This is a genomic window from Sorangium sp. So ce131 (genome assembly GCF_051519095.1).
Lineage (GTDB): Bacteria > Myxococcota_A > Polyangia > Polyangiales > Polyangiaceae > Sorangium.
In genome coordinates this window covers 13,281,801-13,304,055 of sequence record NZ_CP150455.1, presented here as the reverse complement: position 1 = coordinate 13,304,055, position 22,255 = coordinate 13,281,801, and the positions used below count along the sequence as shown (strand labels likewise).

Here is a 22,255-nt window from a genome sequence, read left to right as displayed (position 1 = left end):
TTCGGATTCACCCGTCGAGCCACGCCCGCGCACGCTCCAGGGTGCGTGCGTTCTCCGGCACGCGCTGGAGGAAGCTCCGGCGCAGATCGGCGGCCGCGATCCTCGCAGCTCGGCCGAGGAGCCGCTCGCGGGCCGCGGCAATGGCAATCCGCGCCCCGTCGACGTCGCCTGTCGATGCGAGCGCCTCGGCAACCGCGAGTCGCACCTTCGCCTCGCCCACGGAGTCGCTGCGGGAGGCGGCAGCATGCTCGGCCGCGCGTGCCACGACGAGCGCCTCGCTCGCCTGCCCGCGCGCGAGCAGCACGTCCGCGAGCGTGGCGAGGAAGACGGGCTTCCACGCGGGCGGCCCGGCGTCGACCGCGCGGCGCGCCTCGAGCTCGGCCCGCTCGCAGTCACCGGCCGCCCGGAGAATGTCGGCGAGAACCGCGCGCGAGCCCGCGGCGCGGCGCTCGTCCCCCTGGGCGACGAACCCCTCGATCGCCTCGACGGCGACGCGCTCTGCCTCCCGGAATGCGCCGAGGCGCGCCAGGGCCGTGCCCAGACAATACTTCGCGGTGGCGGCGACGAGCCTGAGCTCGAGCCGCCCCGCCTCCGCCAGGGCGACGCCCAGCAAGCCCCGCGCCTCCTCGTACGCCCCGAGATCGATGTGCGCGAGCGAGAGCCAGCACTGCTCGTGCACCGCCGCCCGCGTGTTGCCCGCCTGCTGGAAGGCCGCGAGCGCGATCTCCCGCTCCGTGCGGTGCGCCTGAACGTCCCCGACCATGAAGGCGAGCATCGCCCGTCCGGTGGCCACCGCCGCCAGCACCCTCGGATCATCCGCGGCGCGGAACATGGCGGCCTCCACGAGCTCCGCGAGCCTGCGTGCCCTATCCAGCGCACCGATGGAGCTGCATTGCCCCATGGTGAACGACAGCGCGACGACCTCGGCGGCGCTCGCCGTCTCCCCGCGGTTTCTCTCCAGCACGTCCGCGAGCTCCAGCAACAGCTCGTGGTGGCCGAGTCGCTCGGCCGCATCCACGGCCCGGCGCATCGCCGCGTACCATCGGTCGCTTCGCCGCGGCAAGGTATCCATCGCCTCGCGCGCGAGCCGCTCGGCCTCCGCCGTATCGCCACGCCAGAAGTGAGCCTCGGCCCGCAGGAGCAAGAGCTCCCCCAGCGCCTCTCCCGCCGCCCCGCACGCCGCCGCACGTGACGCGCGCGCAATGACCGCCGTGAGGTCGTTGCCTTCCAGCGCCTGCTCCGCCGCCCGCCGATAGAGATCGGCCGCGCGCAATGGCTCTCCCCCGCTATCGAAGTGCTCGGCGATCACCTGCGCGGACGGCTCGCCGGCCTCCAGGAGCCACGCGCCCGCAAGGCGATGCCCGAGCGCCCGATCCGCGTCCGTGAGGATCTCGTAGGCCGCTTCGCGCACGAGCCCGTGCCGGAAGGCATACTCCGGCTCGCCTCGAAACACCGTCTCCGTCCGGCGCGCGACCAGCTCTTGCGCTTCGAGCCTTTCGAGCCAGTCGTCGAGCTGCTCCCCTCCGCCGGCCAGCGCACCGACCGCCCCGCGCCAAAATACCTCGCCAAAGATGCTGCCGGCGCGCAGGATGCGCCGCGCCTGGGGCGGCAGCGCCTCGATTCGCGACTGCATCATCGCGACCACGGACCCGGGCGCCTCCTCGCGCCCCTCGGCCGCGGCGCGCACGAGCTCCTCGAGGAAGAACGCGTTGCCCATGCTCCGTTGAACGAGCGCCGCGACCGTGTCGGCTGGCACGTGGGCGCCGAGTGCCTCGCGGACCAGGCGCTCGCACGCCCTGCGCGAGAGCCTCCCGAGGCGGATCTCCGAGACCTCCCGCTCGGCCCACAAGGCAGGAAATCGCTCATGCACCTCCGGCCGCGCGAGCCCGAGCACCATGAGCGGCAGGTTGCGCGAGTAGCGGAGCGCGGCGTCGAGATGGGCGATTGTCGGTGCATCGCCCCATTGCAAATCCTCGAGGACGATCAGCACGGAATGCGCGCGGCACTCGGCTCTCAGGAAGTCGACGAAGGCCTGCCGGACCTGGTCCCCGAGGAGCTTCGGGTCCTGCCGCGCCGCGCGGAGCTGGACGTCGTCGTCGTCGGTGAACCGCACGCCGGCGACCTCTCCGAGAAAGCCCGTCACGCGCTGTCGGAGCGGCGCCTCGACGTGCCGCGCCACGCGGGCGCGGAGCTTGTCCCGCCGCGCCGAGATCGGCTCGCTACCAGCGATCATCGCGGCGCGGCGCACGAGCTGCCCGAGCAGGCCGAGCGGCACGCCGGAACGCATGGGATCGCCTCGCGCGGTCCAGATTTCCACCCCCTCGTCGCGAGCCTGCGCCCACGCCACGAACTCGCTTTGCAGGCGCGTTTTTCCTGCTCCTGCTTCGGCCGTGATCATGAGGGCGCGCGCACCGGGCTCCTCGATGCACGCGAGAAGCGCAGCCTCGAGCGCGCGCAGCTCCGGCTCACGCCCGACGCACGGTGTTGGCTTACCGAGCAGCGTCCGCGCCTCGGGGTAAACGTCGAGCTCGCCGCGGAGGACGAGGCCCGCCTCGGTCTGCCGCACCTCGAAGCGGGCGTCGAGCAGGCCGGCCGTCATCTCATCGAGCCGGATGGGCGAAGACGCCTCGCCCTGCGGTGGGAGCGCGCTCGTGGTGAGGAGAGACGCCGCGCGGTCGAGCGTGTCGCTCGCGAGCACCTGACCCGCCGTCTCGTCGCGCCCGCTCGCCACCGCCATCACTCGTCCGGGTACGCGCGTACGCAGCGCGAGCGCCGCGCGTGCAGCCTGGCCCGCGAGGTCCGTCGCCATGCCCATGCCCGCGAACAACGCCACGGCCGAGCCATCGCAGAGGACCTCGAAGCGACCTCCAAACGCCTCCGCCGCGCGGCGCAGCCCCTCGCCTTCGGGCGCTGCGCGCTCCTCGGGCAACGTCTCCGCTGCGCTCTCCTCGGGCAGCGTCTCTGTGGCCCTGGCCTCGCCGCGCCTCTCGGGCCCGAGGAGCACGAGGGAGATCGCCCTCCGCTCCGAGCGCCCGAGCGTGACGGCGGAGGCGCTGGCCGCTTCGGACCGGCTCTCTGCGGGCGCCTCGCGCGTGCCGACTGCCCGGAGCGCCTCGACCACCTCTGCCCCGTCCCGGGGGCGTTCCTCGGGGTCCTTGGCGAGCAAGCGCGCGACGAGCGCATCAAAGTCGGGGGGCAGCTCTGGGCAGCGCTCACGAGCGCGTGGCGGCTCGTCGAGCAGGATCTTCGCCAGGATCGCCATCGCGTGGTTGCCCTCGAAGGCGGCCGTTCCGGTCAGGCACTCGTAGAGCACGCATCCAAGCGAGAACACGTCCGCCCGCGCGTCGATGGCCCTCTCCCCTCCAGCCTGCTCTGGCGCCATATATCCGGGCGTGCCGAGGAGCAGGCCGGTGCGCGTCAGGCGCGTGAGCTCGCCCATCTGGACGATGCCGAAGTCGAGCAGCTTGACGTGGGCGATGTCGCCCCCCACGAGGAAGATATTGGAGGGCTTGAGATCGCGGTGGACGATCCTGCGCGCATGCGCGAAGGCGAGCGCATCGGCCACCTGTTTGCCGAGCCGCAGGCTCTCGTCCACGGTGAGCCGGCCCCGCTCGAGGCGGCTCGCGAGGTCCTCACCTTCGAGCCACTCCATGACGAGGAAAGGCTCGCCCGACGGAGCAACCCCGTGCGCCACGTAGCGAACGATCGCCGGATGGGAGAGCTCGGCGAGCGCGCGAGCTTCCCGCGCAAAGCGCGCCGTGCCGTGGTCGCGCTCGGTCCGCAGGGTCTTCACGGCGAGCGGCGCGCCAGTCTGACGATCGCGTGCTCGAAAAACCTCCCCCATGCCTCCAGCGCCTGCGCGTCGCTCGAGCTCGTACCGATCCGCGATCACGTCCCCCGGCTTCACGGTTGCGCAGTATCCATGATCGCGTGCCGCGCCGCAAAGGCGTCTCCCGTACGACGAGGTGGTGCAGTGGAACGTCGAGGTCTACGCGTCGAGGCTCACCGCCGATGAGCTGAAGGAGCTCATCAAGTTCTACGGGACTCCGCTCGGAAGGAGTCGGCGAAGCTCGTTCCGGAGATCATGGATCCGGCGTGTTCCAGCGGATGCCGCCGCGATGAAGAAGGCCGGCCTCCAGTAGCCCTCCGCCGCGCGCCCCCGCCTCCGTACCCCGCCTTGAAGCGAGCTCGTGCTGCTCGATGGGCGCGAGGGGCCAGGATTTCCCGTAGGAATGCGGAGCGCGTAAGGTTCTCTATGGGAACCAGCGCGCGCAGCGTGGCCGTACGGTGGGACCGGTGATGCCGCGAGCCCTTGACCGCTCATCCTCGGCCGGTTTTTGTGGCACGGTTTCTGACGCGAACCTAGGCCAGGTCCTCTTCCTGCAGCGCGCAGTTGATCCCGAAGGCCGCGTCGGCGCCCTCGGCCGCCGCCATGATCGCGAGCAGCACGTCCTTCGACGCGTCCCCGGCGACGAAGACGCCGTCGACGGTCGTCTCCTCGTGCTTGTACGCCGGCTCCACGCCGCGCTCGTCCGTCACCTTGCAGCGGAGCTTCCTCGCGAGGTCCGACCCCTGCTCCTGCTTCGTCTTGACGAAGAGCACGCTGCGCTCCACCGCGCTGCCGTCCGTGAACACCACCCGTTCCAGCATCCCGTCCTTGCCCTCGAGCCGGGCGATCCGCTCCTCGCGCACCGCGATCTCGTGGCGCGCGAGCCGCGCCGCGTCGGCCTCCGGCAGGGAAGCCGGGCCGTCGGAGAACAGGACCACATCCTTGCTCCACGTCTTCATGGTCAGGGCCAGCGCGACCCCGGTGCAGCCCTGTCCGTAGACGCCGATCGGCCGGTCGCGCGCCTCCCAGCCGTCGCAGTAGGGACAGTGGTGCACGCTCTTGCCGTACATCTCGGGCAGCCCTGAGATCTCGGGCAACCGGTCGACGAGCCCGGTGGCGAGCAGCAGCTTGCGGCACGCGAGGCGCTCGCCCCCCTCGAGCGTCACCTCGAAATGCCTCGCTGCGGCGCGGACATCGACGACGGTCACGTCGCGGATCTCGACGTCGTACGGCGCGAGCTGCTCGCGCCCGATGCGCCTGAGCTCGGCGGGCGGGATGCCGTCGCGCGACAGGAAACCGTGCATAATCTGCGCAGCGTCGTTGCGGTACCGGCCGGAATTGCACACGAGCACGCGCCGCCTGCACCGGCCGAGGATGAGCGCGGCGCTGAGGCCGGCGGTCCCTGCGCCGACGATGATCACGTCGTATCGAAGGAGATCCACTCTGCTGGGGGGCATGGTGGGTGGCGCCCTGGCAACGACCGCGCCGGACGCGCGCGTCGGTTCCCTGCGAGCTCGTCCGCGAGCTGTAAGCCGCGCCGGCTGCACGCCGTTCGCCGGACATGCTCTTCATCAGCTATCCTGTCCGCATGCCCCGGCGTGTGATCCTGCCCCTGGCTTTGCTCGTCGCGGTGTGCCTGGCCGGCGGGTGCAGCCGGTCCGAGCCGTCGGCCGTGATGAAGGCGGAGACCGCCGCCGCCCCGGCCGCGCCGGCGCCGGCACTGGCACCTGCGGCGGGCGAGCCGGGGCTTTCCGGACCGGGGACCTCCACGCCGGCGCTCGGCCAGCGGGCCATGAGGATCACCGTCGAGACCACGATCGTGGTCGGCGGCTTCGACGAGGCGATGCAGCGGCTCCGCGCCGCGATCGAGGAGCACGGCGGCTACGTCAGCGAGGCCCGGGTGCACGGCAGCGGCGCGCCCCGGAGCGCGTCGCTCGAGGCGCGGGTCCCCTCGGCGAGGGTGGGCGCGTTCCGCGCGGTGGTGGCCTCGGTCGGCGAGGTGGTCGCCGACGCGGAGAAGGCCGAGGACGTAACCGAGCAGCGCGCGGACATCGGCGCGCGGCTCCGCAACGCCCGGGCCCAGGAGAAGCGGCTGCTCGACCTGCTCTCGGACAGGACGGGGAGCCTCGCGGACGTGGTCGCTGTCGAGCGGGAGCTCGCCCAGGTGCGCGAGACGGTCGAGCGGATCGAGGCCCAGGAGCGGCTGCTGGAGGGGCAGATCGCCTATGCCACGGTGAAGCTCTCGGTCACGACGCGGTACGATCCCGCGCCCGTGACCGCCGGCGACAAGATCGTCCGCGCGGCCCGCGACGGAATCGAGAACGCGTGGGCGTTCCTCGTGAACCTGGTTGTCGTGCTCGCCGCGGCCGGCCCAACGCTGCTGCTGCTCGCGGTGATGGGCGGGGTGCTGTACTACGTGCTCCGCGGCGTCGTCCGCCGGCGGCGGGGCGCGGCGGGCGTGCGGCCGCCCTTCCAGGCGGCCGCGGCGCAGGCGTATCCGGGCGCCGCGCCGCCGGTGCAGCCTTATCCGGGCGCGGCGCCGCCGGTGCAGCCTTATCCGACCGCCGCGCCCCCGGCGCAGGCGTATCCGACCGCCGCGCCCCCGGCGCAGGCGTATCCGACCGCCGCGCCCCCGGCACACGGCGACGGGGGTGAGGCCGGCCCAGGCGAGCCTCAGCAGCGATAGCAGCGAATCACAGCACGGTGCCGTCGGCGGCATGCACGATCTCGTCGCAGGCGTCGAGCCAGGGGCTCACGATTTCGATCTTCTCCGTGCACCCGGCCCGGTGAAAACACGAGCTTGACGAAGCGCTCCGACGAGTCTCCGGCTCAGTAGCCGAGATAAACGTCGCTCAGCCAATCAGGCGCCTCCAAGCCGATGTGGTCCTGCAGCACCTTCTCTGCGGTGTTGAGGGCCCCCTCGACCCAGCCCTGGAGGGTCGAGTAGCAGTCGCCGCAGACGTACACGTTTTCCCCGGCCCAGGGGCGGCGGATCCTTGGCATCACCTTCCACGGCGCCTCGCCCGGCTTCCAGAGATACCAGCCGGCGCCGAACGGCTCTGCGCTCCAGTCCTTGTAGCAGCTCGCGATGGGGTCCGGGACACTCATGTTGTGAAGCTCGCTGAGCTGAGCGACGGCGTGCTTTATCATCTCGGGCGTGGCGTCGTACGTGTCGCCCTCGGTTCGTCCTGCGGCGACCGTGTTCTCCGAGATGTACGCGAGCCGAGGCGGCGCGGCTCCGTCCGACTGGCTCGCGGTCCACTGCAGGCCCTTCCAGAAGCTGACCGTCTCGGCGTCGTTGTACGAAGTCATCAGCAGGCCATACCCTGGGCCCGACTCGGTCCCGAAGTAATACGTTTGCCGGATCGGCAGGTCACAAACGGAGCGGCCGCTCGTCAGTCCCTTCGGCTCCCACCACGGTTTTTCGAAGAGCATGAAGAGCTTGAACGCGGGCATCTTCATGACGGCGTCCCGCAGCTTCCGCTGCTCCGCGTTGGCCGGATCAGCGAAATCGAACCGGGTGCCGTGGAGCTCGAGGCGCTCGAGGCCATGGCGCGGCATGGCGAGGATGAGGTGCTCCGCGATGACGGTGAACGTCCGATCGCCATCGAACCCGGGCATGCGGTTGCGCATGGTGAGGCGGAGCTTGCCGTCGGGCGTTTTGTCGAACTTGACGAGCTCCGAGTACCCCCAGATCTTTCCGCCGGTTTTCGTGAACTCGTTCGCCATCGCGGCGACTTGAGCATCGTAGCCATCCTTGAGCGTCTTGTACTCTGCATTGATGAAGTCGAGGCCGATGAAGCTCGCCGCCTCGGCGGCGTTCCAGTTCGCCGTCAGGGTGTAGTACCCGCCCGCCTCCGTGAGCATTTTGTAGGCCTCGGCGGAGACGATCTTCGCGAGCACATTCCAGAACCCCTGCTGATAGAGCGGCTTGCCGTCGAATGAGAACGCTGGGTTCTTCTTGATGTCATCCCAGTCCTTGCGGGTCAAGCCATCGAGCTTCTTGTTGACGGAGGCGAGCAGCGTATTAAGGACGTACTCGAAGAGCTCGTCGACGGTGTGGTCTCTCTCGGCCTTCCGCAGCTCGTAGGGGACGTTGCCGTCCATGAAGCTCTGGCCCCGCAACAGTCTTCCTCGGAGAAAGAACAAGTTCTTCTCGTTGCCCATGGGGAAGCCGACGCTCTCCAGCCCCAGGCGCGTGATCAGGCTCGTCACGTGCTTCTGCCACGACGGCAGGAACCGCATCCCGCCAACCTCCGCCGGGCGGTCGACGAGCTTCTCTTCCGCGCCGGGGGCGCGCCCCGAAGCCTCCGGATTCCGATTCAGCTTCTTGATGGACTCCAGCCGGCCACCCACACGGTTGCCGTACTCGAAGACGGCCACGTCTTTGCCCAGCCACGGCGGGTCTTTCTGCTCCTGCGTGTCTTTCTGCTCCTGCGTGTCTTTCTTCTCCTGCGTGTCTTTCTTCTCCTGCGAGCCTTTCTGCTCCTGCGAGCCTTTCTTCCCCGGCGGGTCGTCGCTCCTCGCGAGACGCCAGGCTGAATAGATGCCGCTGATGCCGCCGCCCACAACGGCGACCGTCACCTTTATCTCTTCCGGCGGGTTGAATGACATGTTCACGGGCATGAGCCACATCCTTTCTGAACAGGAATCCTCAGTACATCATCAGGGGTGAGCCTCTCCGAGCCTCATCGAGGCTCACCCCCGGATCGCAGCCCGCTCGGGAGCCAGCGCGTCGGTTTGCTCGCAGCCCCGGCGGCGAGATCACTGCTTGGTCAAGCTGGCGACGGTGACGTGGGGCCAGGTGATGAGCCCCGGCTCGCCGAACTTCTTGAAAAATTCGAGGTCGATCTTCTGCGAGTACTGGAGCTGCTGGAACGTGCTGTCCTGGAGCTTGACCGTTTCGATCCAGAAAATGCTCTTGAAGAAGCTGACGTTGGCGTTCTTGCGGATGAACGGGATGTTCACGACGTCGCCGTCACCGCCGTCGGTGTCGGTGATCAGCGTCGTCAGGTCGACGACCGTCTGCTCCCTGAGGACGTTCGCGAGGAACGTGTTGGGCTGCGCGATCTCGGAGCCGCCGATCCTCTCGAGGAACGGATTTGCGTAGCCGAGCGGAGTGTCCTTCCCGGCGTCCGGCACGGTGCTGAAGCGAATGTCTTCGTCCATGACCGGAGGAGCGACGTTCGGCCGGGTCGGCGATGACTGTTCATTGAAGAATGAGCCCATCGCCAGGATCACGTTCCCGTGGGGGATCGATGCTTGCCTCACGATCCGCTTGGAGCCGCTGGTCGCGGGAAGCAAGAGGAACATTCCTGTCTCGATGTGGAGGGCCTCGTTCGTCTTGTCGTCGGCGATCCGCTGGTGGTACTCGACGCCGAAGATGAACTCGTCCGCGATCTCGCCGCGATTCGGGACCTGCGCGCCGATCGGCGAGAACGTGAGCGTCTCGATGAACGGGTTGACCTTCAGGATGAACTCCCGGTCCTTTCCCCCGGCCCTCGGTACCGCGATGACGGACAGACCCTTACCCATCCACGTGCCGAGCAGATCGGCGAGGGGGTTCAGCTCGTTTGCGGTCTCTTCCAGAGCGGAGCTCGCACGGACCGGGGGCAGCGGCGGCGTGTACGTCGACATATGCACGAATCCTTTCGAATGACCGCGCCATGCGCGGTTGGTGGTCGTCCCAGGTAGGCGCGTGATTTCGAGCAGCGTGAGCCGCAGGGCGCGGATTCCTGATGCCCTCCCCTCGTGCTCGTCCGCCATGCCGCGACCAGCACGAAACGACCGAGCGTCCGCCGGCCGACCGCGGCCCCATGTCAGGCTCGCAGAGGTCCCCTCGGCGCCCGTCGTGATGAGGTCTCGCAGGGAACGGTCAACTCGACGATGGGAACTGCGCCGCGGGCTCTTTGTTCGGACTACAAGACCCGTGCCGCGCAGCCGACCGGAAGACACGGCGCGCCCCGGGGAGTGGAGGGATCGACGATACGGGCGCGCGTCCGGGCTACCGGCGGCTCGCCAGGAGGGAATTCCGTCGGCGGAGGAAGCTCGTCAGGCGGCCGATGTCGCTGTTGAACGTCTTGGCGGGACGTTGCCAGCGCCGAGCCGGCAAGGACTTGCCGGCAAAAGGTTGCTCGCGTCGAGCCGGCAAAGGCTTGCCGGCAGAGCTCGGCACAAGGCGGCGGAGTCCTGGAGGGCCCTGCATCAGGCCGTCGCCGGCGTGCACCTGCCGCGGCTGCTGCCGCCCCCACCTCTGCCCACAGCGCGCTGGCGCGGTCCGGTGGTGTCTCTTGGAGCGCTCAAACGAGCCTGATATAGAGACCAGCGAGGGGTAGTGCATGCAATCGAGCAGCTCGGTTCAGGACGACGCGGGGAAGACCTGGACCATGGAAGGGGAGGCGATTTCAGCGATCCAGCAGAGCGCGGCGCTGCCCATCGCCCTCGTGTGGCGCCATGCCGGGAAGGCGGAGACGCGCCTGCTCTCGCGGGACACGCCGCTTGTCGTGGGGCGCGCCGCACCTGCGGCGCTCTGCATCGACGATCGCACGCTGTCACGGGAGCACGCCCGCTTCCTGCTCTCCGGCGGGCACGTGTGGGTCGATGACCTCGGATCGAAGAACGGTACGTTCCTCGATGGCCGCCGCGTCTCGCGCGCCAGGGTCGCGATCGGCGACGAGGTCGTGCTCGGCAGCGTGGCGCTGCGGGTGCAGGCGCTCGGCGCCGGGGGAGAGTCCCTCGAGCTCGACGGAGAGGAGAAGCTCCTGCGCTGCGTGGAGGACGAGCTCACGCGCGCCCGGCATTTTCGCCGCCTCTTCGCCCTGCTCCACGTGCGCGTCGGCGCGGCGGTCGCGGCCGAGGGCTGGATCAAGACCGTGCGCGCGTGCCTTCAGCCGGTGCATCGTGTGGCGCTCTATGGCGCCGGCGCGGCCCAGGTGCTGCTGCCCGAGACCAGCGCAGAGGACGCGACCCGCATCGCCCAGGCCATCGCGGGCGCATTCGTCGGCAATGACGCCCGGCTGCTCGTCGGCGTCGCGCTCTACCCGGACGCCGGCGGCACCGCGGACGAGCTGTTCGCGGCCGCGCGCGAGGCCGCCCGCCGCGCCTCGCCCGAGCAGCCTGTGGCGCGCGGTCCGGCCGCGGGTGCGGCGACGGTGCTCGCGCGGGAGGAGCCGGCCGAGGGGGGCATCATCGCCGGTCAGAAGATGCGCGTGCTGCTCGAGACGGTGAGGCGCGTCGCTGCCTCGCGCATCCCGGTCATCCTGCACGGCGAGACGGGGACGGGCAAAGAGGTGCTCGCGCGGATGCTCCACGAGAGCGGGCCGCGCAAGGGGCGGCGCGTGGTGCGCGTCAACTGCGGGGCGATCCCGAAGGACCTGGTCGAGAGCACGTTGTTCGGCCACGAGCGCGGGGCGTTCACCGGCGCGCTCCAGCAGCAGAAGGGGGTATTCGAGGAGGCCAACGGCGGCACGGTGTTCCTCGACGAGATCGGCGAGCTGCCGCCCGCGGCGCAGGCTGCCTTGCTCCGCGTGCTCGAGGTGGGGGCGTTCAGCCGCGTCGGATCGAGCCGCGAGGTCGAGGTGGACGTGCGCGTGGTCGCGGCGACGCACCGGGATCTGGAGGCGATGGCCGCGTCGGGCGCGTTCCGGGCTGATTTGTATTATCGGCTGGGCGGCGTCGTGATCGAGATCCCGCCGCTGCGTGACCGGAGGGACGAGATCGAGCCGCTGACACGGCAGTTCTTGCGCGTGGCCAGCGCGGCCAACGGTCGACGTGTCGAGGACATCACCCCGGAGGCGCTCGCGCTGCTCGGAGCGTATGCGTGGCCTGGCAACGTGCGCGAGTTGCGCAACGTGATCGAGCGCGCGGTCGTGGTGGCGCGCGGGGCGATCATCGAGGCGGAGGACCTGCCGCCGCGGGTGCGCGCGGCGGAGCGTGCGGCAGACCCGGGGCGGGCGTCGGACCCGGGGCGGGCGTCGGACCCGGGGCGGGCGTCGGACCCGGGGCGGGCGTCGGACCCGGGCCGCATCTCCGCCTTGCCCGACTCGGGCGCACGCTCTGCGGCGCCGCCTGCGCCGGAGGAGAACCGGGCGGAAGCGGGGAGCCCGGCTCGCGGGAAAGTCCAGCAGTACGAGGCCAAGCTCCTCTACGATACGCTCGAAGCCGCGGGCTGGAGCCGGGCCGAGGCCGCGCGGCGGCTCGGGATGCCCGTTCGGACCTTGTCGTACCGCATGAAGGTGCTGGGGCTGAAGCGGCCCTCTTGTTGCTAGTCGGGTAGGCCGGGGTCGACTACCCCCCGGCCCCCCACAGATCCGGACGTGCGGAATCCCCGCCTCCGGCTCTTCGGGACACAGGTTCGCTACGAGCGCCGCAACGCGCGGCTGAAGCGGTCCTTGGCGGACCTGCGTTTGTTCGCCAGTTGCCTTGCCGCGACCTGCCCTAGTAATGCGTGAAGCCGAGCAGATCGAACGTCGACGGCCACGTCGGCGACGCCACGCCGCTCGGCGGGGGTCTCTTCGGCGGCCGCTGGAACGGCAGCAGGCGCGTCTTGTCCGGGTGCAGGCTCAGCCCGTACCTGCGAATCTCTTCGGTAGCACAGCCATCAACCGGCGCGCGTCTTCTTCCACTTCGAACAGCAGTGGCGCATCTCGGCGTCTTCGATGGCGACAGCGCGGTCAGGCGCAACGCCTTGCCGGACGCGAACGGTCCCGTCCTCGGCTGTCGCCAGGTCCTGGTCTCGAACCCATATGCCAGCGCAGGTCAACGACGGCCAGCTCCACCGCCTCGGCATCCGATACGCCGACGTAGCCTTGGCGCAGCGTGACCATGCACATGAACGCCGGCGGATGCGGCGGCTCGCCGGTCGCGCCCGTCTCGCGCGCCACGCATCGCGCGCCGTGCCCCGCCGCGCGACAGCAGAGCATCTCTTTTTTTCATGTCGTACCTCGGTACGCCATGAGCCTCCTTACTGACGGCGACCCGCGCCGTCGTCGAACGCAGGCTGCCCAGCGATCCACGAAGCCTCGGGGCAGGCCGATTGCTCGCCACATGCCTTCAGGAACACGTACACTACCGCAGCGCGCGCGAGCAAAGGTCCCCATGGACGACCAGACGCTGATCCATCGCTATCACGCACAGCCGGGCAAGACTCACTCCATGCTTGAGGGCTTTCGGGACGCCGAGGGGCGTTCCTCCTACGAGGTGCTCGCGGAGGAGACGGACGCTCTCCCGCGGGACGCGCGTGTCCTGGATCTGGCCTGCGGAGACGGCTACCTCCTGGCATTGCTCGCGCAGCGGGGCTTCGGCGATCTCGCCGGCGTGGACCGGAGCGCCGAGGAGCTGGCCGCAGCCCGCGCGCGCCTCGGCGCGGGCGCCGACCTCCGCTGCGAGGACGCGTTCGCGCTCTCGCTGCCCGAGGGCTCGGTCGACATCGTCGTCTGTCACATGGCCCTCATGCTCATGGCTCCGATCGAGCCGATCCTCGCCGAGGTCGGCCGCGTCCTCGCGCCGGGAGGGCTCTTCATCTCCGTCGTCAACCGGCCTCTCCGCGATCCCGTGTTCGCGATCCATCGGCGGGAGGTCGGTCGCGTCACGGCCGAGGCGGGCATGCTCCGCCTCCGGCTGGGCGACTCCCGGGTGTACGCGGCCGAGGGGTTGCGCGATCTCCTCCGTGCCGGGCCGTTCGACCCCGAGCGCGTCCACCTCCGGGACTTCGTCGTCCGAGCGCAGGCGACGCCTGAGCGGTTCGCGTCGATACTCGCGCTGGTGTACGACGTCTTCCGGCTGCCTGCGCCGCAGAAGGCCGCGCTCGAGCAGAGGCTCCTCGGCGCCTGGACGCCCCTCGCCGGCGAGGACGGCCTGCTCACGTGCAGCATGGGGATGCGCCTCTCCGTCTGCCGCCGCGCGGCCCCGCGGTGATCGTGGAAACGGCCCGCCGCAGCGACGTGGTCGTGTTCCTGGGGCCGACCCTGCCGGCGTCGCGCGCGCTCGAGATCCTCGACGCCCAGTACCTGCCTCCGGCCGGGTTCGGCGACGTTTACCGCCTCATCGGCGGCGACGTGCGCACCGTCGTGCTCGTCGACGGGGTCTTCCACGGCCGCGCGCCGGTGTGGCATCGCGAGATCCTCGACGCGATGGAGAGCGGGATCCGCGTCTATGGCGCAGCGAGCATGGGCGCCCTGCGCGCCGCGGAGCTCTGCGCCTACGGGATGATCGGCGTCGGGACGGCGTACCGGTGGTACGCCTCCGGCGCGATCGACGGCGACGATGAGGTCGCGCTGCTGTACGCCGGCGCCGAGCACGGCTACCGCCCGCTCTCCGAGCCGCTCGTGAACGTCCGCTTCCGGCTGGAGAAGGCGGTTTCCGCGGGTATCCTGGAGCCCGGCGAGGCCGCGTCGCTGAGCGCGGCGATGAAGTCGATGCCCTTCTGGCAGCGGACGAGGGAGGCGCTCTCCGAGGCCACCCGGGCGATCGACGAGCCCCGCCGCGCGCGGCTCGACGCGCTCCTCCTCGACCCCGCGCTCGACCTCAAGCGGCGGGACGCGATCGAGGCGCTCGAGAGCGCGGCTCTGCACCTGGGCGCGCCGGACTCCGTGGCGGGCGCGCGCGCAGCACACGCGGCCTTTATGGCCGGTCCCTTGTACGCGCGCTCGTATCACGATCATCAGCGGCTCATGAAGCGCGCCTTTCCCCGCGCCCGCGGAGAGCGGCTGGAGGGACGGGCGCTGGTCGATCGCCTGCTCTCGTCCCCGGGCCGTCGCCGGGCGCTCTCGTGGTCGCTCGGAGCGCGGTTCTTCGCCCTCGCGTGGGCGCGGGAGCGCGGGGTAGTGGTTCCGGCGGACGAGATCGCCGCCCTGGAGGCGGTCATCCACGCCCGCGCCGCAATCCCTTCCCGCACCACGTGGCTTCGCGCTAACGGGCTCACCGAGGCCGAGCAACGCGACCTCCTGGCGCGGCACCTCGTCTGGACGTGGCTCCTCACGCAGCCCCCGGAGCGCTTCGGCATCCCGTCTCTGCCGGCGCCGGGAGACGAAGGCCCGTGGCCTCCCGAGCCCGACATCGAGGCCCTGCGGCCCCTCTGCGATCGGTCCGGCCTCCTCTGCGCGCTGCCCTACGTCGCCGCGTGGTGCCGGCTCGCAGGCGCCGCCCCGGGGCCGAAGGCCGCGCAGGCGCTGACCGACCGCTGGCGCGACGCGCTCCGCGCCGTCGACGCCTCGCTGCGCGAACCTCTCTTCCAGGCCATCTGGGCCTTGGAGAAGGGGCCGGTCCACTTCGGGTACACGACCTGGTCGCTCTCCGCCGAGCTGCTCGCTGCGCTGCAGATCACGGGCTCGGTCGCCGCGCTCGCCGCGAGCTGGGAGGAGAGCACGGCGTGAGCGCGTCCTCTCCTGCGTTTCGCCGCGGCACCCATCGCCTGGTCTCGCCGGAGGAGACGCTGGCGCGGCTCGCGCCGCACCTCCTCGACTTCGGCATCACCCGCTGCGCCGAGGTCACCGGGCTCGACGCCGACCTCGGGGTGCCAGTGTATGTGGCGATCCGGCCTCGCGGGCGGGTGCTCCAGAGCTCGGCGGGCAAGGGCCTGACGCGTGACGCCGCCAAGGTCTCGGCGCTGATGGAGTCCGTGGAGCTCGACGTCGCGGAGCGCCCCGATCCTGCGCTCCTCCGCCGCGCGAGCTCCGCGGAGCTCACCGCCGCGGGGTGCCGCGTCGACGCGCTTCCCGAATGGGTGGCCCGGGCAGGGCGGTTCTTCGGCGATCGCTTCCGCGTCGACTGGGTCGAGGCCGAGGACTTGGTCCGCGGCGGCTCCGTGTGGGTGCCCGCCGGCGCCGCCTATTTCTGCGAGCCGACGCCGTGCCGCACCAACACCAACGGGCTCGCCTCGGGCAACGATCTCGTCGAGGCGACCCTGCACGGGCTCTACGAGGTCGTCGAGCGCGACGCGGTGGCGCGCCTCGTCCGCGACGATCGGCTCGACGTGCGCGGGTCCTGCCGCGTGCTCGATCCCGCCACGGTGACCGACCCCGATCTCGCCGCGGTGGTCGCGAGGATCGAGCGCTCGAGCACCAAGGTGGTGCTCCTCAAGGTGCTCTCCGGCCTGCCGATCCCCACTTACTGGGCCGTGCTCCTCAACCGGGAGCCGTTCGCCGGGGTGTCGACGCTGAACGTGGGCTACGGAGCGCACCTCGACGCGGCCGTGGCGCTCTCGCGCGCGCTCACGGAGGCCGTGCAGTCGCGCCTGACGATGATCCACGGCTCGCGCGACGACATCGTCGGAAAGCCCGTGTACGTCGCCCAGGTGGAGGGCGCGGAGAACGCCGGCGAGAGCCGCGCGTTCCATTTCTTCGACGCGCTCGCGCCGGAGGCGCGCGCGGAGGTGGGCACGTATGAGGGGGGGCTCGACGCGGCGCTCGGGGCGGTGCTCTCGATGCTGCGGGAGGCAGGGCACGATCGCGTGTACCGGGTCGACCTGCGCTGCCCCGCGCCGGGGCTCTCGGTGGTCAAGGTGCTCGCGCCGAGCCTGCGGTACGAGCCCGCGCTGTTCTAGCCGCGCGCGGAGAGCCCGGCGTCGATCCAGTCATCGTCGAAGACCGCGGCGTAGATCGGGTTGCCGACGCGCAGCTTATCGAACGCCTGAGTCACGAGGCCCGAGAGGAGGAGCGTCCCTTCGAGGGGCGACTCGCCGGCGTCCACCTCGCCCTGTTCGCGGATCCGCCGGTACAACGCGAGGAGCGCCGCGACGTCGCCGGGGGCGCGCAGGATGCGGGCCTCGATCGTCTTGAGGTGCTCGGGCTCGTCGCGATGGCGCCACTTGTCGATCACCCTCGATCGCACCAGGTTGGCCACCCACTCGCGCTCCTTGCCGGGGGGCGGGCGGGACTCGTCCTCCACGACGAGCCGGCAGAGCTTCTGCGTGAGGAAGGGCTGGCCCCCCGACCAGTCGAGCACCGCGCGGAGGATCTGCTCGCCGTCGCCGGCGCGCGAGAGGCCGGGCGTGAGGCTCAGCGCCTCGTCGTAGCGGAAGCCGGCGAGCGGCACGGCGCGTCCAATGTTGAACGGCGTGCGGAGCTTGTCGCGGACGAGATCGGTCGGCGCGGCCACGCCGAGGAGGATGAAGGTGAGGCGCGCGTACCGCGGATCGGAGGCGCGGCGGTTGTAGAACAGCCGCACCAGCGCGAAGAAGTCGTCGGGCGAGAAGTCGAGCCCGAGGACCGCGTCGACCTCGTCGACGAAGACGGCGATCGGCCTGTCGACGCGGGCGAGGATCTCCTCGTCGATCAGCGCGTCCAGCCGCTGCACGGGCGAGAAGTCGGCCCTGTCGCGCCACCACCGGCGGAGATCGAGATCCCGCTGCAGGCCGAGGCCGGACACCAGCATGCGCGCGACGCCGGCGTACCACTGCTCGGCGGTGACCTCGCGCGAGCCGATCGACGTGAGGTCGATCGAGACGCAGGCGACGCCGGCCTTGCCGAGCCGATCGACGGCGCGGACGCGCAGGCTCGACTTGCCCATCTGCCGGGTGTTGAACACGTACGAGAGCTCTCCCCGGCGGATGTTGTCGGCGAGCAGCGCGTCGGCCTCGCGGCGCACGTACGCGGGCGAGTCGGCGGGGAGGCTGCCTCCGACACGGAAGTGGAGGTCGCGGAGCTCGTCGGACTCCTTGAGCAGCGCGTTCTCGATCGACACCGCGGCCTGACCCATCAAGAGCGTGAGGACGTCGAGCCGGTCCTCGTTGAATACCGACGCGGCCCGGTTGTTCTCGAGGTAGGAGACGGCGACCAGGCGGCCCTGGTACAGGATGGGCACGCAGAGGAGCGATCGGCAGCCGCTCGCGCGGACGTGGGGGTCGTTGATGAACATCCCCTCCGCGGCGGCGTCGGCGAGCAGCACCGGCTGCGCCGTGCGCGCGACGTACTGCACGACCGAGCGGGCGATGCCGTCCTGATCGTGGAGCGCCAGCGACAGCGATTCGAACCGCGCCTCGTCGCTCACCTCGCCGCGCGCCTTGACGATGAGCTGCTCGGCGCGCGCGAGGATGAGGAAGCCGCGCTCCGCGCCGGCGTTCACGAGCGACACCTGCATGACCGTCTCGAGGAGCCGGCGCAAATCGGTCTCGCGGGCGACGGCGCGCGTGGCCGCGAGCAGCGTCCCGAGGTCCAGATCCCCGAACTCGCTGGTCGTGGTCGTGGAAGCCTTCGCTTCGGCCCGGGGCTGCCCCGCAGCGCGCACGCGCCCGGTGCCCTCGCGCTGGAGGAGATAGCCGTAGCGGCGGCGCAGGAAATCACGCTTCGCGGCCCCGCCCCACACGCCGTAGGTGTAATGAGCGTCGCGCATGTAATGACCCGCGAGGCGAGTGTCGCCGCGATCGAGGAAGAACAGCGCGGCGCGCTCGAGGGCCAACCCCTCTTCGTGGGTGTATTCGTGCTCGTGCGCGAGGTCGATCGCTCTGTCGTAATGATCGCGCGCCTCGGAGATGCGGCCGGCGACGCGGGCGAGCTCGGCCGCCATCAGGTGATACTTGTGGGCATAGTTGACCGGACACTCCGCGCCCCACCATTTCATGCGCTCGACCAGGGCGCTGGCCTCTCGAAGGATCGCGGGTTGTTCCTCCAGCGGGGCATCACCATGCGTCGCGAGCAGAGACAGACATTGGTACAAGAACGCGATAGGAATGAACAACGAGCCGGGCTGATTGCCCTTCTCGACCACGCGGACGAGCCGGAGCGCCTCTTTGTAGTCGTGAAAATGGTAGCAGAGGATCGTCCTGAGAAAGTGCAGGCTGAAGATCGCGCTCATATCGCCCGTCCGCTCGTGGACGGGCAACTCCGTAGCCTCGTCGTACGTGTCTCCCTGCAAGCGTGTGGGCTCGCGGCTGAGGCCGCGGAGATTGCGGACCGCTTGGTGATACAGCCGCAGATACATGAGGAACGGGCCCTGCTTGTGCCTCTCCAGGGCCACGGCGCTCTCGGCGTACTGTTCGTCGAGCTGCGCGAGATTGCTCCCGGAGAGGAACCCCATCGCCGAACTGCCCTGGAGGCAGTTGGCGGCGGCCGCGATGTTGCCGGTCTCCAGGCCCGCGCGGTACCCGTCTCGCATCTTGGGGACCACGTCGCGCATCGGCCTCTGCCAGTGAAAGATGTACGCGTTCCCCAGCACCGCTACGTCGGGCACCAGGGCCTTGCTCCGGCGCTTCTCCACCAGCGACTCGGCCAAGCAGCCGAACTCATAGCCAAGGTCGAGGCGATCGCGGCCGCACAGCGCCATCCCGTAGAAGATGAAACCGTTGATCGAGTCGTCGGAGAGCCCGTGGCGCAGGGACAGGAGCACCATCTCTGCAGCGACGAGCGGCGCCAGGAGCGGCTGCGTCAGGTACGTGGGCGCGCGGAGGCTGCTCAGGATGTGGAGCGCGGCCTTCGGCTCGGCGTCATCGATGTCGGCGAGGTCCAGGAGGTCGCGGGGCCTCCGTGGACCCATCTCACGCTCGACCTCCAGGAACGCGGCCTCGACGTCCGCCTCGGCCGGCTCGACGGGCAGCGCGACGCCGAGCGGCTCGAGGATCTCGCGTGCCGTGGCGATGGCCGCGGGAAACTGATACCGAGCGACGTGCGCGTCGATCCGGATCTGAAGCACGTTCACACGCTCCATGAACTGGCTCGCATGGCGCAAGAGCGCGTCGAGGTGCCGCTCCATGGTTGCGAAATCGGGGACGAGATAGGCGGCGTCCGCGGCGCCTTCGGTCAGCGCCAGGGCCAGCGCGTAGCCTGCGCGGAACGCGCGTTCATGGACGGCGGGTGACACGCCGGACGGCTCCGACTCTCCGTCCGGAGGGGCGCCGAGCAACAAAAGGCCGTGCTCGAAGTACGCGAGCGCCGCGGCGTTGGCGACGGCTGCCCGCGCCCTCCTCCCGGCCTTGAGGTCGAGGGTGGCGACATCGCGCCGCTCGTCCTCGTCCTCGATGAGGCGGCGGGCTTGGTTGAGCTGATTGACGATCGCGAGCAGGTGGGCATCGGCCGACTTGCCGGTGTAGTATGCGCGCATGGCGCGGCCGATGCGCAGATGGATCGCGGCGTGCTCCCCGGCTGCGCGGAGACCGTACGCGGCCTGCTGGATGCGATCGTGCCCGAACTTGTAGGCGACGTCGATACGCTCGGACAAGCCCTCGATGCCGGCATCGAAGAGGCGGTAGTCTCCCGTCGTGGGAATGAGGTATTGCCTGGCGAGCGCCGGCATGAGCGCCTGGGCCACCTCTTCCGCCGCGCGGCCCGCGACAGCCGCGAGGAGCCCCAGCTCGAAGTGGTTGCCGATGTACGCTGCCTGTGCGAGCAGGTCGCGCGTGGGGGACGGCAGCTCCTGCAAGCTCTCGATCAGGATCTCGACAACATTCTCGCTGAGGTCGAGCAGCCGGAGGCCCTCCGCGTCCCATCGCCAGACGCCCGCTGCGTGATCGAGCGTGACCACGCCGCGAGCCACTAGCGTGTCGAGGAAGGTCTGGACGAACAGAGGATTGCCCCCGGTCTTCTGGTGGATCAGCTGGGCCGGCTCGCGAACGTCCTCGATCTCGCGGTGCAGCGTGTCCGCGAGGAGCGCGGCGCTGTCCTCGGCGTCGAGCGGCTCGAGGTGGAGTTCGCGCATCGAGACGCCGGCGGCTCGGACGTCCGCGAGCATGGCGCGCAGGGGGTGGGCCGCCGGCGCCTCGTTGTGCCGGTACGCGCCGACGATGAGCAAATGAGGGATGGGCGTGCCCGTCATCAGGCGTTTGATGAGGTCGAGCGAGGCGCCGTCGGCCCATTGCAGATCATCGATGAACAGCACCAACGGATGCTCGGGGCCGGCGAAGACCCGGACGAGGCCGGCGAGCGCCTCGATGAAATATCGTCCAGCCTCGGCGGCCGGCGTAGGGCCGGCGGGCAGCCGGCCATGGAGCAGCTCGAGGCGCGGGAGGAGCCCCGTGAGCGCGGGCAATATACCGGCGGAGGCAGCGTGGATGGCAGCGGCCCACGCGGCCATTGGCGCGGGGGGCTCCATCAGCACGTAGCCGATAAGGCCGTCCAGCGCGGAGACAATCGGACCATACGGTGTGTCGCGCTGAATCTGGTCGAATTTGCCGGCAACGAAGAAGCCGCGCCTCTGGGTCACCGGACGGTACAGCTCCTTGACCAACGCCGACTTGCCAACGCCCGGATGGCCCGACACCATGACGAGCTCGGTCGCCCCTGCCGCGGCCCGCTCGAACGCCGAGAGCAGCAGGTCGACCTCGGCGCTGCGGCCGTACAGGCGCGTCGGTGGAGAGAGGCGCTGGGCGACGTCGTGCGACCCCAGCGTGATCGAAGGGACGTGGCCCTCCGCGCGCCACGCGCGCCGGCACCGGTCCAGATCGGATTGCAGCCCGCGGGCCGACTGGTACCGACCGGAGGCGTTCTTGGCCATCAACTTCTCGATGATCGCGGACAGGATGGGTGGGACGTCGGGGCGCCGCGCGCGCAGGGGCTCCGGGGCACGCGCCAGGTGATAGTGGAGCAGCTCGACGAGATCCGCGGCCTCGTACGGCGGCCGGCCCGTGAGCAGCTCGTAGAAGGTGCAGCCCAGCGAGTAGAGATCGGCGCGGTGATCCAGCGGCTGGTTGATCCTGCCCGTCTGCTCGGGCGACAGATACGCTGGCGTGCCCTCGAGTTGACTCGGGTGGTCGAACGCGACCGTCTCGCGCGAGAGCCGCGTGGCGATGCCAAAGTCGATGAGCTTGACCGCGCCCGAGCCGCGATCGAACACGATGTTGGCAGGGTTGAGATCCTTGTGGATGACGGCCTCTTGGTGGACGTCGGCCACATGCCCCGCGATCGAGCCCGCGACAGCTAGGAACTCGCCGACCTCGATGCGGCCGGCGAGCCCCAACTGCGCGAGCGACTCGCCGCCGAAGTCTTCCTGGACGAAGAGCCAGTGGCGACCGGAGTGTACGAAGTCGTGCGCCTTGACGACGCCGGGGAGATTCAACCCCTTGACTATCTGGTACTCGCGCTTGAACCGCGCAATGCGCTCCGGCGTGGGCCGGACGTCCTTGAGCACCTTGAGGATCACCAGGAGCCCGTCGGCCTCGCGGACGGCGCGGAATACTAGCGATTGCTCGCTCTCGTGGAGCTGGCTCCGCGTCTCATAACCTGCGGCGAAGAACATGGGTGACTCCTGGCAGCGGCCTTGCGCAGCCGGCGAGGTGGGCGGTGACCTCGAGTAGGGCCGTCATTGCTGAGGCTCGTCGCCGTCTCCGGGGCGCTCCGGTTCCTTCCCCGGTTCCTTCCAGGGAAAATCATCCGGATCCGACGTCTCGTCCTCGCCCGGATCAAGAAACGCGGCAGCGCCGATGCTCCGCGCGAGTTCTGCCGGCGACAGATTGTCCGATGATGGCCATTTCGAGGGATCGTCATTCGTCCACATGGTTTT

12 protein-coding genes are annotated in these 22,255 nt (G+C 70.2%); 6 read left to right on the top strand and 6 right to left on the bottom strand.

Annotated elements, in window-relative coordinates; all coding sequences use genetic code 11:
- Positions 1 to 7 precede the first annotated feature (7 nt).
- On the bottom strand, positions 8 to 3,892 hold the full coding sequence (locus WMF43_RS48340; protein ID WP_437684232.1) for a protein kinase domain-containing protein: 3,885 nt from the start codon (positions 3,890 to 3,892) through the stop codon (positions 8 to 10).
- Between the two features lie 76 nt (positions 3,893 to 3,968).
- On the opposite strand from WMF43_RS48340, the gene WMF43_RS48335 reads away from it, so the two are divergent.
- Complete coding sequence (locus tag WMF43_RS48335) at positions 3,969 to 4,142, top strand: DUF2059 domain-containing protein (RefSeq protein WP_437675660.1); 174 nt, start codon at positions 3,969 to 3,971, stop codon at positions 4,140 to 4,142.
- Between the two features lie 220 nt (positions 4,143 to 4,362).
- On the opposite strand, the gene WMF43_RS48330 is transcribed toward WMF43_RS48335, so the two are convergent.
- Positions 4,363 to 5,286: an NAD(P)/FAD-dependent oxidoreductase gene (locus WMF43_RS48330; protein WP_437675659.1), complete on the bottom strand. Its 924-nt coding sequence runs from the start codon at positions 5,284 to 5,286 to the stop codon at positions 4,363 to 4,365.
- 131 nt (positions 5,287 to 5,417) lie between these two features.
- On the opposite strand from WMF43_RS48330, the gene WMF43_RS48325 reads away from it, so the two are divergent.
- Positions 5,418 to 6,515 carry a DUF4349 domain-containing protein gene (locus tag WMF43_RS48325; protein WP_437675658.1) on the top strand — a complete coding sequence of 366 codons (1,098 nt, stop codon included), beginning with the start codon at positions 5,418 to 5,420 and terminating at the stop codon, positions 6,513 to 6,515.
- A 143-nt stretch (positions 6,516 to 6,658) separates the two neighbouring features.
- On the opposite strand, the gene WMF43_RS48320 is transcribed toward WMF43_RS48325, so the two are convergent.
- Complete coding sequence (locus WMF43_RS48320) at positions 6,659 to 8,455, bottom strand: flavin monoamine oxidase family protein (RefSeq protein ID WP_437675657.1); 1,797 nt, start codon at positions 8,453 to 8,455, stop codon at positions 6,659 to 6,661.
- 138 nt (positions 8,456 to 8,593) lie between these two features.
- Positions 8,594 to 9,466 (bottom strand): heme-binding protein, encoded by an 873-nt coding sequence (locus WMF43_RS48315; RefSeq protein WP_437675656.1) that lies wholly within the window; start codon positions 9,464 to 9,466, stop codon positions 8,594 to 8,596.
- 701 nt (positions 9,467 to 10,167) lie between these two features.
- Here WMF43_RS48315 and WMF43_RS48310 point away from each other — a divergent pair.
- The 4 genes from WMF43_RS48310 to WMF43_RS48295 all read left to right on the top strand — a co-directional run bounded on the left by WMF43_RS48310 (position 10,168) and on the right by WMF43_RS48295 (position 16,370).
- A complete protein-coding gene (locus WMF43_RS48310) occupies positions 10,168 to 12,096 on the top strand; it encodes a sigma 54-interacting transcriptional regulator (protein ID WP_437675655.1) in 1,929 nt (642 codons plus the stop codon).
- 886 nt (positions 12,097 to 12,982) lie between these two features.
- On the top strand, positions 12,983 to 13,744 hold the full coding sequence (locus WMF43_RS48305; protein ID WP_437675654.1) for a class I SAM-dependent methyltransferase: 762 nt from the start codon (positions 12,983 to 12,985) through the stop codon (positions 13,742 to 13,744).
- Between the two features lie 2 nt (positions 13,745 to 13,746).
- Positions 13,747 to 15,201 (top strand): TfuA-like protein, encoded by a 1,455-nt coding sequence (locus tag WMF43_RS48300; protein WP_437675653.1) that lies wholly within the window; start codon positions 13,747 to 13,749, stop codon positions 15,199 to 15,201.
- Positions 15,198 to 16,370, top strand: a complete 1,173-nt coding sequence (locus WMF43_RS48295) for a YcaO-like family protein (RefSeq protein ID WP_437675652.1) — start codon at positions 15,198 to 15,200, stop codon at positions 16,368 to 16,370. Before WMF43_RS48300 ends, WMF43_RS48295 begins: the two co-directional genes overlap by 4 nt.
- On the opposite strand, the gene WMF43_RS48290 is transcribed toward WMF43_RS48295, so the two are convergent.
- Together WMF43_RS48290 and WMF43_RS48285 are read right to left on the bottom strand one after the other, a co-directional pair.
- Positions 16,367 to 21,991 (bottom strand): AAA family ATPase, encoded by a 5,625-nt coding sequence (locus tag WMF43_RS48290; protein ID WP_437675651.1) that lies wholly within the window; start codon positions 21,989 to 21,991, stop codon positions 16,367 to 16,369. The genes WMF43_RS48295 and WMF43_RS48290 overlap by 4 nt on opposite strands.
- Positions 21,992 to 22,054: 63 nt before the next feature.
- Positions 22,055 to 22,249, bottom strand: a complete 195-nt coding sequence (locus WMF43_RS48285; RefSeq protein WP_437323602.1) for a hypothetical protein — start codon at positions 22,247 to 22,249, stop codon at positions 22,055 to 22,057.
- Positions 22,250 to 22,255: the final 6 nt, after the last annotated feature.